Source organism: Candidatus Amarolinea dominans (assembly GCA_016719785.1).
Lineage (GTDB): Bacteria > Chloroflexota > Anaerolineae > SSC4 > Amarolineaceae > Amarolinea > Amarolinea dominans.
Window position 1 is genome coordinate 104,345 of record JADJYJ010000001.1, and the last position, 13,303, is coordinate 117,647.

Annotated in this window: 11 protein-coding genes and 3 pseudogenes; 5 read left to right on the forward strand and 9 right to left on the reverse strand. The window is 59.6% G+C overall.

Annotation, left to right across the window (positions count from 1 at the left end; genetic code table 11):
- Window positions 1-8: 8 nt before the first annotated feature.
- The 5 genes and pseudogenes from IPM84_00480 to IPM84_00500 all read right to left on the reverse strand — a co-directional run bounded on the left by IPM84_00480 (window position 9) and on the right by IPM84_00500 (window position 4,557).
- On the reverse strand, window positions 9-821 hold the full coding sequence (locus tag IPM84_00480; GenBank protein MBK9091273.1) for a PD-(D/E)XK nuclease family protein: 813 nt from the start codon (window positions 819-821) through the stop codon (window positions 9-11).
- Complete coding sequence (locus tag IPM84_00485) at window positions 818-2,917, reverse strand: ATP-dependent helicase (protein ID MBK9091274.1); 2,100 nt, start codon at window positions 2,915-2,917, stop codon at window positions 818-820. Before IPM84_00485 ends, IPM84_00480 begins: the two co-directional genes overlap by 4 nt.
- Entirely contained in the window at window positions 2,892-3,431 is a 540-nt protein-coding gene (locus IPM84_00490; protein MBK9091275.1) for a UvrD-helicase domain-containing protein, read from the reverse strand. Before IPM84_00490 ends, IPM84_00485 begins: the two co-directional genes overlap by 26 nt.
- A gap of 613 nt (window positions 3,432-4,044) precedes the next feature.
- Window positions 4,045-4,359, reverse strand: coding sequence for a hypothetical protein (locus IPM84_00495; GenBank protein MBK9091276.1), 315 nt, complete (start codon window positions 4,357-4,359; stop codon window positions 4,045-4,047).
- A 27-nt stretch (window positions 4,360-4,386) separates the two neighbouring features.
- Window positions 4,387-4,557 (reverse strand): annotated as a pseudogene (locus tag IPM84_00500) (ATP-binding protein).
- Between the two features lie 216 nt (window positions 4,558-4,773).
- Between IPM84_00500 and ftsY the strand changes: the two are divergent.
- The 5 genes and pseudogenes from ftsY (at window position 4,774) to IPM84_00525 (ending at window position 10,335) form a co-directional block, all read left to right on the forward strand.
- A pseudogene (ftsY, locus tag IPM84_00505) lies at window positions 4,774-5,722 on the forward strand (signal recognition particle-docking protein FtsY).
- Between the two features lie 46 nt (window positions 5,723-5,768).
- Window positions 5,769-6,873 (forward strand): peptide chain release factor 2 gene (gene prfB, locus IPM84_00510; GenBank protein ID MBK9091277.1). Its coding sequence is split into 2 segments (ribosomal slippage): window positions 5,769-5,834 and window positions 5,836-6,873, totalling 1,104 coding nucleotides; the frame shifts between segments, so codons are not numbered across the junction.
- Window positions 6,874-6,876: 3 nt separating this feature from the next.
- Window positions 6,877-8,238 (forward strand): bifunctional riboflavin kinase/FAD synthetase, encoded by a 1,362-nt coding sequence (locus IPM84_00515; GenBank protein MBK9091278.1) that lies wholly within the window; start codon window positions 6,877-6,879, stop codon window positions 8,236-8,238.
- 25 nt (window positions 8,239-8,263) lie between these two features.
- Entirely contained in the window at window positions 8,264-9,673 is a 1,410-nt protein-coding gene (locus tag IPM84_00520) for an AAA family ATPase (protein MBK9091279.1), read from the forward strand.
- The gene (locus IPM84_00525; protein ID MBK9091280.1) at window positions 9,670-10,335 is read left to right on the forward strand and encodes a DUF4276 family protein; all 666 of its coding nucleotides are present in this window, start codon (window positions 9,670-9,672) and stop codon (window positions 10,333-10,335) included. Before IPM84_00520 ends, IPM84_00525 begins: the two co-directional genes overlap by 4 nt.
- Before the next feature lie 81 nt (window positions 10,336-10,416).
- On the opposite strand, the gene thyX is transcribed toward IPM84_00525, so the two are convergent.
- From thyX to IPM84_00545, 4 genes and pseudogenes are all read right to left on the reverse strand, one after another.
- Complete coding sequence (gene thyX, locus IPM84_00530; GenBank protein MBK9091281.1) at window positions 10,417-10,968, reverse strand: FAD-dependent thymidylate synthase; 552 nt, start codon at window positions 10,966-10,968, stop codon at window positions 10,417-10,419.
- Window positions 10,965-11,429, reverse strand: coding sequence for an FAD-dependent thymidylate synthase (locus IPM84_00535; protein MBK9091282.1), 465 nt, complete (start codon window positions 11,427-11,429; stop codon window positions 10,965-10,967). The genes thyX and IPM84_00535 overlap by 4 nt, the downstream gene beginning before the upstream one ends.
- A gap of 194 nt (window positions 11,430-11,623) precedes the next feature.
- Window positions 11,624-12,096 (reverse strand): annotated as a pseudogene (locus tag IPM84_00540) (CBS domain-containing protein).
- A gap of 300 nt (window positions 12,097-12,396) precedes the next feature.
- Window positions 12,397-13,287: a glycerophosphodiester phosphodiesterase gene (locus tag IPM84_00545; protein MBK9091283.1), complete on the reverse strand. Its 891-nt coding sequence runs from the start codon at window positions 13,285-13,287 to the stop codon at window positions 12,397-12,399.
- Between the last annotated feature and the right edge of the window lie 16 nt (window positions 13,288-13,303).

A 13,303-nucleotide genomic window follows, 5' to 3' on the forward strand; every position in this document is an offset into this window, starting at 1 on the left:
GGCGCTCCCTATTCCGTCAGTCCGGTCACCAGGCGGTCGGCCTGGGTCGTCTCGTCGCCAAAATCATCGAAGTACTGCCGGAAGCGTGCTTCGACCCCGCGGCTCGCCGCGTGCGCGTACTGCCGGTACGACGCGCACGAGAAGCGCGCGTCGCAATAGCGACAGATATCGGTCGCAAAGGTGCGCGTTGTCCCCGGCAGCCGAGCTTGCAGCGTCGTCAGGTCCGGCGGCGCAAAGCAGCCGTCCTCGATCTCATCCACCGTCTCCCCGAACTCGCGCACCGTCTCCGCCACGTGCCCCGGCTCGAACGGAATCGGGATCACCGGCTCCCAGCGGCCCAACTCATACGCCATCCGGCGCTCATCCCGCACGTTGGCCGCCTGCTTCAGCGCCTCCGGCAGTTGCGTGCAGATCACGGCCGTCTCGTCCAGCCGCTGCCCCCGCAGGTTCTGCCAGATATACGCGTACACGTTCAACTGCCGTTCGTAGTCCTCGATATTCGCCCGGATCGCCTCCGTCTCGTGCGTCTTGATGTCGTACATCACCACGCGCTCGTCCTCCCGCACAATATCCACGATCCCCTCGATCGCGAACGTCCGGCCGTCCGGGCTGCGGTTTTGCGGCAAGCTCAGGCCCACCTCCGTGTCGGTCACCCGCTCGGCAATCGCCCGCAGCTTCCGCCAGTACACGAGGACTTGCTGCCGCGCCGTCTCCCTGGCTTGGGGCGACAACGAGTGGCCGCTTTCCAGCGCCAGGGTCGCCATATTCTCCTCGAAGAACTCCTCGATCCGTTCTTCGATCTCGTCGCTCTCGATCGTCATTCTTCCTGGCTCCGGCGGTAAATCAAGAGCTGGTGCAGATCATCCAGCGTCCGGTGCACCAGCGAGCCGAACATCATCGTCTGCGACCGCGACGGCACAAAGCCGTACTTGCGGAAGATCATATACTGTCTCGGGCAGCGGCGATAGAACAGGTAGTCGCCCGTGTACGAGTAGGAGTGCGGCGTCTCATCTTCTACCAGGCGCGCGACGGGCAGGCTCGCCACATCGAGCTGCGGAATGCGCGGGACTTCACCGTCCAGCAGGTCCCGGAACGGCCTACTGATTTGCTGACCGCGGCCTTTCGGATGCGCAATCACGAGCAAGTTCTTGGCCCGCGACAGGGCCACGTAGAACAGCCGCATCGCGTCGAACTCGGCCATTCGCTCCAACGGCTCCCCTTCCCGGTCGAGCAGTGGGTGAACGAGGCTTTCCACCGGCTGCGGCCCCCGGTTCGTATCCTTGCGCGCATTTCCCAACACCACCACCGGGAACTCCAGCCCCTTCGCTTGGTGGATCGTCAGGAACGGGATACGCCCCTTCGGGAATGGGTCCTCGGCATCCTCGTACTCGCTCTCCCCGCGACGGAAGAGGGCAAACAGGTACGCGCTAAACAAGATGCGCGCCATTCCGTCGTCCTGCAGCCGCGGCGCGGTGATGATCGCGCCGTACTCATCCATGAAACGCGACAGGTACTGCGAGATCAAACCCAGGTTACAGATCGGCCCTTCATCCTCGCCGCACTCGGCCAGGTCGAACATCGCCCGGAAGTGGTCGAAGCCGCACAGTCGGTAGAAGAGGTCCAGGACGCCCCAGTCGAGGGCCGTCGTGCTCGACAGGATGTAGCTCAGAGAGAAGGGCCGGCCGTCGCTGATACGGCGCTCAATCACCTTCTCGAAATACGGACTCCCGAGCTTGCGGCGAGCCGTCTCAGAAAGCCGCGACGCGTTATACAGTGCCCGTGTCATCCGCCGAGGCTCGTAGGGCGCATCCAACCGCCAGTTCTCTCGCTCGGCGACCTGCACGAGCGCCTGGTAGTCGCTCACGGCCTGGGCGATCTCTCCCTCGCGGTCCCGCACGAATACGTCCAGCCGGCGATCAGCCTGGCACAGGCGTTCCCCGGTCGCCTCAGCCTCATCCAGCCAGCGATGGTAGTTCTCATAGTCCTCACCGCGAAAGTCGCCGCGGGCCGGCCGGCCGAAGACTCGCAGGAACACGCCGAACAGCGCAACCGACTCATCCACCTCCAGGAAGGTGCCAGCGCGTGGCGCGTAGACCCGCAGTCCGCGGTCTTCCAACGCTTTCTGCATCCGCTTCACCATCGCCGACTTCAGCGACGGGAACAGGAACGCGATCTGATTGGCGTTTTCCACCCGACCGCCATCCAGCAGCTGCTTCACCAGGCCAGCGATCTCGGCCGCCACAGCGACCGGCTCAGCCGCTGTACTGGCCACCATCGCCACGCCGGCATCGGAGCTCGCGGCCCGAATCTGCTTACTCGTCACGCGGAAGTGCCCACCGCGCGGGTTTCTCCAGTCGCATTGGCTCACGAAACGCGTGTAGAAATCCACGATCTGGCGTCGAGAGCGGTAGTTCGTATCGAGGGGGATCGTCGTCGGCGCCACGCCGAACGCAGTCATGCAGCGCTGCGGGAATTGCACAAAGTTCTCTACCGTCGCGCCGCGGAAGCGGTAGAGTGCCTGGTCGTCGTCGCCCACCACGCAGAGGTTGCGACTGCCACCGGCGAGGCGGAAGAAGAGCCGCTCCTGGACAGTATTCGTGTCCTGGTACTCGTCCACGATCACGTGCTGAAAGGCCGGGGTGGCGCCGTCCTGCCCATCCAGCACCCGCAGCGCCTCCTGTTGCAGCAGCGCGAAATCGGTGCTCGCCGGCTTCCCCGGAGGCCGCAGCGAGTCGAGGTACGCTGCATACATCTGAGCCAGCCGGCTCAAGGTCGCGTCGGTCACCGACGCCGTGATCTTCGCTGGCGTCAAGCACTCCTCAGAAAAGCGGTTGAAGAGCGCCAGGGTATGTGTCACCGCATAGTGTCGCGACCCGGGATGCTGGCGCTCATCAAACAAGGCATTGATCTTCTGCACGGCGTCCCCATCGAAGCCTGCTGCCTGGATGAATGCTTCCCAATGGACGAGCCTGATACAAGCGAAAATACTGGCCGAGGTCATCCACCAGGACTGGCGGTCGTCCACGGTGCCGCTCCGTGTAGAAATGGCGGTCCAGGATCAAGCGCTGGCACAGCGAATGCACCGTGCCGACATACATCTGCGAGATATCGTACGGCCGGCCGGTCGCGTTACTCGCCAGCCCCAGCATCCCGCGCAGTCCCTCCTTGAGCTGCCGCGCCGCTTTTTCCGTGAAGGTCGAGAGGTAGATTGCGTTCGGCGATACCCCGTGGAAAACGATCAGGTTGAGGGTGCGCCAAAGCAGCACACGCGTCTTCCCTGACCCAGGGCCGGCGGGCAGGTAAAGTGGGCCATTAACGTGCAAGATCGCGTCGCGCTGAGCGGGGTTGGGAGTGAAGCTCGCTTCGGCCCACAAACGCTCGATCGTCCCGAGTTGTTGTGAAGCGGCTTCTTGTAGGTTTTGATTGGTCATGGAACCATCCGGAAAATTTAGGGCTGATGGCGACCGTTGGTAGTCAGGCCAACAACGGCTGGAAACTCAAGCACGGTTTACTGCGTGGTGGGCGGTAGCTTCCCGACGGCGTGCGACCAAGTCTCGGCTAGGTTTCGTTGACTATTCAGATTATACCAGTAATACTTCGGGTAGTAAATTTGCCCTTCAGCGATTCGGCGATGGGCGCATTTAAGGGCGGCAGCCGTCGGCCAAATGTATCCTTGACTTGGCGCCATCGAACACAAGCAGCACCCCTGCCCATCTCCGCCCATTGCCACGGCCATCGGGCACCGTGTGCGACTCCCATACGCACGTTCGCCGCTATCATCTTCGACCGGCCGCTTCCACCCTACTCATCCAAAGCCGCGATGCGGTCAGATGAACCCACGGCTGCCCAGACAGACCTGGTCAAAGATGAAGGTGGGGCGAGGTTTGGTGAAAAGGAAAAAAGGAAAAAGGGAAATTCACTCTTGACAAATCTTAACACATCCGGTAAGATAATAAGTGGAGGCTTTGATGGGACTCCGCAAGGGGAACCGTCTCTGCCTTTTTTATTACTCCTCGGCCCGTTCCTCGCGCGGTCGCAGGTCATCTATGTATAGGCGACTTGTTCGCCCTTGGCTTCGTCTTGACCCTTCGCCAGGAATTGGGATACCATGTCCCGACGTTGCTCCGCGGGAAACGACGCCCCCTGCTCTGCCAGGCGGAACACCTTGCTTTTGAGCAGCTTCTTTCCCTTGAGTTCGACGCCAACGTTACTGAGCGGCATACCGAAATGATCACGCTCGGCCGCGCGCACGGCCTGGATCAGCGGCCACAAGTTCTGCTCGCGGATCGCCACACCCGCCAGCACTTCGTAGGGCGCCTCGCGGCAATCGCTACCACTTTCATCCAGAAACAAGAGCATATGACCTCCTATTACGTTGACTTCTGATCAGTCATCGGCACCTGAAGCCAGATCGCCCAGGAAGGGGATGGCGCCGTAGCGACCGCGCACGTAGTCACGTCCGAAGGACGCATCGTTCCGCACTCTGAACTCGGCAAGCGAGTACAGGTGCGTCATGCCGTAGCGGTCCTTTTCGGTGAACCAGATTTGGTCGCAGCGGAGGAAGCGGTTGTCAAGCAGGGTTGAAAATCTTTCTCCTGCCGCCATCTCCTCTCCGCCGATCCGCACACCATGCTGCTGCGGCCTGCGCAACGCCTCCTGGCCTGTGCTTGGGTAAACTCACGGCTTGCGGTATAATCTTTCTCTTGGAAATCAGGGGCCGCCGGCGACGGGATTGGCCCTGTGGGTCAGGATGAGATCGCGAAGGAGCAAGCAGTGCTGTCACGTTTATTCAAGCGGCCGGAAGATCGCCAGGCCGAGCAGGAGAAGGTGCAGGAGAGCCTGACCAAGACCCGGCGCGGCCTCTTTAGCCAGATTGGGGGCCTGTTCCAGGCCAATGAGCTGACCGACGAAACCTGGGATGACCTGGAGACGCTGCTCATCCAGGCCGATGTGGGCGGTGAAACGTCGGCCAAGCTGGTGGAGCGTATGCGCAAGCGCGTGCAGGCGCTCGGCGTCAAACGCGCCTCTGACGCGCAGGCGATCTTTGAGCAGGAGTTGATTCGGTTACTCGATGAGCACCGCCCGCCCAAAGATGACATGGAACGCCTGCTGACCATCATCATGGTTGTGGGCGTCAACGGCTCCGGCAAGACGACCACTATCGGCAAGCTGGCCCGGCTGTACAAACAGGCTGGCTACAAGGTGGTGATCGCGGCCGCCGATACGTTCCGTGCGGCCGCGATCGAGCAACTGGTCATTTGGGGCGAACGCGCCGGCGTCGAAGTGATCAGCCAGGGGTCGGGTGCGGATCCAGGCGCGGTGGTGTATGACGCCATCCGCGCCTGCCAGGAGACGCGCGCGCGGATGTGCTGTTGATTGACACGGCCGGGCGTCTGCACACCAAGTATAACCTGATGAAGGAATTAGAAAGGTGCGCAATGTCTGCGCAACCCGCGTGCATAAGGCGCCGCACGAGGTGCTGCTGGTGCTGGACGCCAACACGGGCCAGAATGCAATTCCGCAGGCCAAGCACTTCAAGGAAGCCACGCAGTTGACCGGCGTCGTCCTGACCAAACTGGATGGCACGGCCAAGGGCGGCGTGGTCTTTGCCATCGGCGAGGAGCTGGCGCTGCCGGTGCGCTTCGTCGGCACCGGGGAAAAGATCACCGATCTGGCCGAGTTCAGCGCCGAGGCCTTTGTGGCCGGCCTGTTCGAGAAGTAAGACGATAGAAAAAAACTGAGCGCAAAGAAACGAGGAAAAACTTATGATGCAAGATCTCACACTACGCCTGGACAAACTCGACGCCCGCTTCGAGTCAATCTGGAGGCGTCTTTGACTTAGATGAGAAGTCCAAGAAGGTTGTAGAATTCGAACAACAATCGCAGGCGTCGGATTTCTGGAACGATGGCCTGGCCGCGCAAAAGCAGATGCGTGAACTGTCCGATCTGCGCCAGCAGGTTGAGAGTTGGACAGCCCTGCGCCATGAGGTGCGGGACGCGCGCATCATGCTGGAAATGGCGCAGGCTGAGGAGGATGAAGACACCGGCGCTGAGCTGGTGTCTGAGCTGGATCGGCTGCAAAAGGTGCTGGAGGAGCGCATCTTCCAACTGGCCTTGTCGGGCAAACATGATCGCAACGATGCCATTCTGGCGATCCACGCGGGCGAAGGCGGCACCGAGGCGCAGGATTGGGCCAGCATGATGCTGCGCATGTATCTGCGCTGGGCCGAGCGCCGCGGGTACAAGGCCACCATCACCGATCAGACGCAAGGCGACACCGCGGGCATCAAGAGCGTTTATGTGGAGGTGATGGGGGAGCATGCGTATGGCTACCTGAAGGCCGAAAAGGGCAATCATCGCCTGGTGCGCATCAGCCCGTTCGACGGCTCGGCCCGGCGCCACACGTCGTTTGCCAAAGTCGAAGTGATGCCCGTTCTGGACGACGACATCGAGATCAAGATCGCCCCGAGCGACATTCGCATGGACTTCTTCCTGTCCGGCGGCGCCGGCGGGCAGAATGTGCAGAAGAACTCGACGGCCGTGCGCATCACGCACCTGACCAGCGGCCTGGTGGTGACGTGCCAGAATGAACGCAGCCAATTGCAGAATCGTGAGTCCGCGATGCGCGTGCTGCGCGGCAAGCTGTATGAAATCGAACGGCAGAAGAACGAGGCCGAGCGCACCGAGATCAAAGGCGACCTGGTGCATGCCGGCTTCGGCAGCCGCATACGCTCCTACGTTCTTCATCCCTATCAAATGGTCAAGGACGAGCGCACTGGCCTTGAAACCAGCAATACCCAGGCCGTGCTGGATGGCGAAATTGACGCGTTCATTGACGCCTGGCTGCGCCAGCAGGTGGGCGACGAAGAATAGGCCATGCAACGCTACCGCGATCTCTATCAGACGCAACTAACTGCGCCCACCTACCTGAGTATCGGCAACTTCGACGGGGTTCATGCCGGTCATCAGGCCCTGCTGCAGCAGATGCTGGCCGCCGCGCACCTGACCGGCGCGCAGGCCGGCATCCTGACCTTCGATCCGCACCCGCGCGAGGTGCTGCGGCCTGACCAACCCTCGCCCAGCCTCTCCACGCTGGACGAGCGCCTGGCGCTGCTGGAGGCGCTGGGCCTGGACTTCGTCGTCGTGCAGCCATTCAGCCGCGCGACCGCGCAGGTGACGGCGACCGAATTTGCCACGCTGTTGGTCAATCGTCTGCACGTGCGCGAACTGTGGGTGGGACCGGACTTTGCCCTGGGACACAAGCGTCAGGGCACGGTATCGTTCTTGCAAGAGATCGGGGCACGCCTCGGATTCACGGTGCAGGTGGCAGCCACGTTCTGGCAGGATGGTTATGAGGTGCGCAGCGGGGCAATTCGCAGCCTGATCGAGAGCGGCGACGTGCGCACGGCCGCCCGCCTGTTGGGCCACCCCTACACCCTGACCGGAATGGTGGTCAAGGGCGATCAGCGCGGGGCCACGATTGGCTTCCCCACGGCCAACCTGGCGGTCGCGGCCAATCGCCTGCTGCCGGCCAACGGCGTCTATGCGACGTGGGTGGTGCTGCCCTGGGAACGCCGCGCCGCGGTGACCAACATCGGCGTGCGCCCCACCTTCAGCGGGCAGGGCCGTTCCATCGAAGCGCACATCCTGGATTTCAGCGGTGATCTGTACGGTCAGTCGTTAGCGTTGGAATTCGTGCAGCGCCTGCGGCCCGAACAGCGCTTCGACGGCATCGAGACCCTGATCGCCCAGATTCGCGTGGACGCGGCGCAGGCACGCGCGCTTCTGACCTTTGCGGCCGAAGATGCCGGGCATTCGCTCATTTACGAAGAACTGGAGCACACGGCCGATTGGGCGGTGCGCATCTTTGGCCGCGATCTGCTCACGCTCTTTGCCCACGCCGGCGAGACCCTTTTCCGCCTCATCCAGACGCCCTTCACCGCGCCACCGCAGGTCACGCGGCAGGTACAGGTCGAAGGCGCAGATCTGGAGATGCTGCTGGTGAGATGGCTGCAGGAATTGCTCTATTTGATGGAAACCGAGGGCGAACTGTACACGCAGTTCAGCATCGAGGCGCTCACCCCGCCGGCCGGCGCGGAGCCGGCGCGTCTGACCGCCACCGTGGCCGGCATCCGCGGCCGCAGCGATCGGTCACCCATCAAAGCCGTGACCTATCACGACCTCAGCGTCAGCCAGACGGACGATGGCTGGCAAGCGACGGTGTTGTTCGATACGTGAATTGGCAAAAAACGAGGTAACCAAGATGATAACCGGCATCAAAATAACTGGATTCAAATCATTCTACAATTTTGAGATGACTTTCACGTCGCTCACTGTAGTGGCAGGGGCAAATGCCTCAGGCAAGAGCAACTTATTTGATGCATTGCGCCTACTTTCTCGTTTGGCCGAAACGGACTTAAAGACAGCATTCAGTGAGCAACGCGGTGATCCTGACGAGCTTTTTACCCAATTCGGGGAAGGTCGGTATGCCACTGAAATGGATTTTACCGTGGACATGTTGGTGAACCGGAGAATCAGAGATAACTGGGGCGGTGAAACCGAGTTGAACCATACCCGTTTACGCTACAGGCTTATCATTGTGCGAAGACCCGGTGATTTGGGGATTGATGATTTAGCTGTCAAGCTTGAACATTTAGAGAAGATAAAAGCGGAAGATGACTATTGGATTCATGATATTTTACCCAAAGAAGCAAAGCCACTTTGGCAAACCAAGAAGGCCGGTGGTTCAACAGTTCCCTTCATTCAGACAGTAGAGCAAAACGGAGTCACAACAATCAAAACCCGACAGGATGGCCGGCAGGGCGGCAAAGCCACGCCGGCCAAGGCCGTCACCCAAACGGTTCTTGGAGGCATTAATTCAGTAGATTTCCCTCATGCCTTTGCCGTCAAAGAAGAGATGCGTAGTTGGAAGTTCCTGCAACTCAATCCGGAAGATCTGCGGGAACCTACCAGCCAGGATGTAGGCTTGCGCGATACGATGACATCGGGCGGGAAGAATCTGGCCGCGGCTCTGTACCGTATCAAACAGACTGATGAATATAGCCTTAAGGAGATTTCGCGCAAACTCAACAGCTTTTTGCCTAACTTTACGGAGGTGAACGTTTATGATGATAGAGTGAATCGTCAATTCATCATCAAAGTTCAAGGGGAAGATGGAAAGGAGTTCTCTACACGGGTTCTTTCTGAGGGTACATTGCGCCTTCTGGCGCTATGCGTCCTGGAGTATGACGACAAATATACCGGTTTGCTTTGTTTCGAGGAACCTGAAAACGGTATACATCCATTCGGTATGAAGGCCATGGCTCGACTGTTGAGAGATTTGAGTGTGGATTTTACGAATACCGGCATGCCCCTACGCCAAGTGATTGTCAATACGCACTCACCGGTATTGTTAATTGAACTAATTCAATGGCAGGCCGATCGTGACGTTAGCGTGTGGCTGTCAAGTCTCAACTCACTCATCACTGATACCGACGGTCAGAGAACAAAAACGAAAATCACAAGAATGAGATTCGTTTCTAAGGAAAATAGCGAGTATCGCCAGATGGCTTTCTTGCCTGTTTCTGAGGTAGAGCGCAAACTTACTGTGGCTGAGGCCATCAGATATTTACAGACCGCCGATCCCGAAAATGCAATCAAGGCGATTCAATGAGCAAGCAGATCATTCTTGGATTTACGACCGAAGGTACGACAGACTTTCAGTTTCTGGAGAGTGTTATTCAACGTTCTTTTGAAGATGTAGCATTTGAGTGTAGCGGAGAGTTGGAGATTTTGCCTGCTCAGTACATTGATAAACAAAGTGGCGCCTTCACCGAAGTCGTCATAAACTATGCTCAACAGGCCGGCAAACGGGGATTCATGGTGCTTTGTGTTCATACTGATGCAGATGCCCCACATGATACAGGTGCGTTTGACAACAAAATCCGTCCTGCATTCATGGCTGTGAACCATATGCATGGGAACCACGTATGTAAGAATCTGGTAGCGATTGTGCCTGTGCAAATGACCGAGGCATGGATGTTATCTGATAAAGATCTATTGAAAGCAGAAATTGGCACAAGCAAGAGCGACGTAGAGTTGGGTATTCACAGACCTCCGGAGGTTTACGCCAACCCCAAACAGGCTATAGAAGCTGCCATCAAGATAGCCCGACAAGATCTAACCAGACGCCATCGTCGCGAATTAACCATTGTGGAGTTGTATCGGCCCATAGGACAAAAACTTGTCTTGACCAGATTGGAGAATTTGCCCTCTTACCGAAAATTCAAGGAAGCGATCAGGGATGCTTTTAGAAAACTGAACTACTTGCAATAGAAAATCCGACATGGTTCAATGACACAGAAGGTGTTTGAACACACAATAGGGTATCATCCCCCCAGCGGCCCAACCGTGCATTTATCCATTGGTGGCGGGCATGTTCTCCCCCGGCAAGAAGTAGTCCACCAGGTCCTGAAACACGGCCGGCGCCAGCCGGTGGAGGGTGCGCAGGATTTCCTCGGCCACCTGCCGAATTTCCCACTGTGCGGCTTTGTCGCAGCGCAGCCAGCAGAAGTGACGCCAGGCGCTAAAATCCATCGTGACGACGATGCGTGTGACGGACGCGTTGGGCAGCAGGAAGCGGCTATCTTCCTTGCGAATGCCGAGGGCGCGCAATTCGCCGTAGGCGCGTTCCAGGTCGTGCATGGCCTGTTCGAAGCGGACGCGTGTCTCTGGATTCTGCGCAATGGCGGGCGGGGTCACGGTCAGTTCGATGCCCGGCTGCGCAATTTTGCTCAGGTCTACGTAGCGCTGGCTTTCCTGGCTGAAAGAGGCGAGCCGATGACGCACCAACTGGTGACTGGCCGCGCGCGAGATGCCATCGAGCAAGAAGGTGGCCGCGCCGTGCTGCTGTAGCTCCTCGGCCGAGAGGGAAGCAGGCGCCAGGCTGCCGAGCAACAGCACTCTCATGCTTTCTCTCCTGCCAGGTCGGCGTACAACATGGGCCACGTCTGCGCGGCCAGGATCAAGAGCTGGCGGGCCAGCTCGGAATCAGAGTGCCTGATGATGTCGCGCAGCGTGCGTGCGTTCATGCTGAGGATGACCGACTGCGGACGCCGCGTGAAACGCAGACCGTGAGCCACTTGGTAGGCATGCAGAATCTCCGCATCCGGCACCTCCCAGGCCTCGAAAACCATCTGCAGATGTTCGATGATGTCCTCGTGCCCTTCACGGACGCGGGCGCTGATGAAGCCCGGCGCCGTGCCCATCTTGTCGGTGGAACGATAGCAGACGCGGCCCGCATATTCGATCAGGGCCGGCCCAAAAGCCTGCGTCCCTTGCGCCACCAGGTAACGCACATCGCTCGCAGCCAAATCCTGTGTCAACAAATCGGGGTTCACCTGGGTCGCCGCCAGTAATGTCACGCGCATGTCGAAATCCGTCCTCGGGGGCGCACGTCTACGCTTCCCGAATGTCAATGATCTCGCCGCTCAAGCGTTCCAGGGTGTCTCGCACCGTGGCCATGTCCAGGTCGGTTTTCATCATCACCTCGAAGGTGCCGGGCTTGATGCCCTCCAACGTGGCGAGGGCCATGATGTTACCGCCCTGACGGCAATGGCCGAGGTCAGCGTGCCAACTCACCCTTGACGTCGGGCACAACCACGGTGACGCGCACGCCGGGCTTGCGCGCGCCAATAATTCCACAAAAATCTTGAAGAGGTCCGATTCGGTGATGATGCCAACCAGGCTGTTTCCTTCGATCACCGGCAGGCCACCGATCTTCTTGTCGGCCATGATACGGGCCGCCTCTTCCAGTGGCGTCTTGGGGGTGACGGTGATGACCGGGGTGGACATGATCTTCTCGACATTCAAACGGGAGAGAAGATAGCGCAATCTAAAAATGTCCAGCGACGTCGCCGGTGAGGGAGAGGCCAGGTAGAGGTCCTTATCTGAGACAATACCTATCAGGCTGCCGTTGCTGTCCACAATGGGCAGGCGACGGACGTTCCTGTCACGCATCAGACGCAGGGCATCATCAACGCCTGTTTCACGGGTGATCACGACGGGGTTCTTGGTCATGCGCTCGCCGACTAACATGGTATCCTCCTTCGTACGTTGGTGTCCAACTGTAGAAAATGCGTCGCCACTCCAGAGGTGCGACCCACGAAAAACGACTTTAGGGTTCAGACCCTCACCCCCTACCCCCTCTCCCGACGACGGAACTGCTGTCGTCGGGGAGAGGGGTGCGCCTTCCCTCTCCCGTCGGCTTTCCACGACGGGAGAGGGGGCCGGGGGGTGAGGTGTGGCCGCTCCCCCTCTCCCGTCGTGTGCTTTTCCACGACGGGAGAGGGGGCCGGGGGGTGAGGGCCTGAACGCTTACCTTTTACGAACCCTCAGCTAGGGGGCCTTGCGTCCCAACACCTCCAGCGCCAGGTCGGGCCGGTCGGTGATAATGCCATCCACACCCATGTCAATCAGGCGGCGCATGGTCTCGGCATCGTTGATGGTCCAGGCATGAACAGCCACCTCCCGCGCGTGCGCGGCCTGCACGAAGTGCGGCGAAAGCACCTGGATGTTACCAAAATACTCTGGCACCTGCAAAGCGTCGGCCGTGGGGCGATAGAAGGCCGAGACGCGCACGGTTTGCGCGTAGAAAAAGCCGCGCACTTCGCTCTCGGAGGCGCCTGTCGCCACGGCCGACCGCAGCGCCCGGAAGCGTTCGATCACGTCGTTGTTGCTGGCCACCACCAGCACTCGCTCCTGCGCGCCGGTCTGCTGAATGAGGTCTGCCACAGCCTGCTCCATGGGCGGATCAGCCTGTTTGATTTCGATGTTGATGCGCAGCGCGGGAAAGGCCGCCAGTACCTCCTGCAGCGTGGGGATGACAACACCCTGACCGCGGAAGGGGTAGGTTTGGCCGTTGTCGTTGCTGAACTGATAACCGGCGTCCAGGGCTTGCAGCTCAGGCAGGGTGAAGTCATGCACATGCCCGTAGCCGTTGGTGGTGCGGTCTACGGTTGCATCGTGAATGATGACCACCACGCCATCTTTGCTGGTGTGTACGTCCAACTCCAGCACGTCAACGCCCATCTGCGCGGCGTTGCGAAACGCGACCATCGTATTGCTGGGCGCCAGGTCGGCGCCACCTTGATGGGCCATCACCAGGGGCCGCGAGGTCTGCAAATAGGCTTTGTAGGGCCGCGGCTTGATTGTGAGCAGGCGATAGATGGCGAAGAAAACCACTACCACGAGCAACGTCAAGGCGATGCGGCCGATGATACGCTTCATATTCACCTCTTCCCCT

Excerpts from the sequence above, each read along its gene's own strand:
- IPM84_00545 (MBK9091283.1), bottom strand. The coding sequence starts at position 13,287 with ATGAAGCGTATCATCGGCCGCATCGCCTTGACGTTGCTCGTGGTAGTG.
- IPM84_00480 (MBK9091273.1), bottom strand. The coding sequence starts at position 821 with ATGACGATCGAGAGCGACGAGATCGAAGAACGGATCGAGGAGTTCTTC.
- thyX (MBK9091281.1), bottom strand. The coding sequence starts at position 10,968 with ATGAGAGTGCTGTTGCTCGGCAGCCTGGCGCCTGCTTCCCTCTCGGCC.
- IPM84_00490 (MBK9091275.1), bottom strand. The coding sequence starts at position 3,431 with ATGACCAATCAAAACCTACAAGAAGCCGCTTCACAACAACTCGGGACG.
- IPM84_00525 (MBK9091280.1), top strand. The coding sequence starts at position 9,670 with ATGAGCAAGCAGATCATTCTTGGATTTACGACCGAAGGTACGACAGAC.
- IPM84_00515 (MBK9091278.1), top strand. The coding sequence starts at position 6,877 with ATGCAACGCTACCGCGATCTCTATCAGACGCAACTAACTGCGCCCACC.
- IPM84_00520 (MBK9091279.1), top strand. The coding sequence starts at position 8,264 with ATGATAACCGGCATCAAAATAACTGGATTCAAATCATTCTACAATTTT.
- IPM84_00495 (MBK9091276.1), bottom strand. The coding sequence starts at position 4,359 with ATGCTCTTGTTTCTGGATGAAAGTGGTAGCGATTGCCGCGAGGCGCCC.
- IPM84_00535 (MBK9091282.1), bottom strand. The coding sequence starts at position 11,429 with ATGCGCGTGACATTACTGGCGGCGACCCAGGTGAACCCCGATTTGTTG.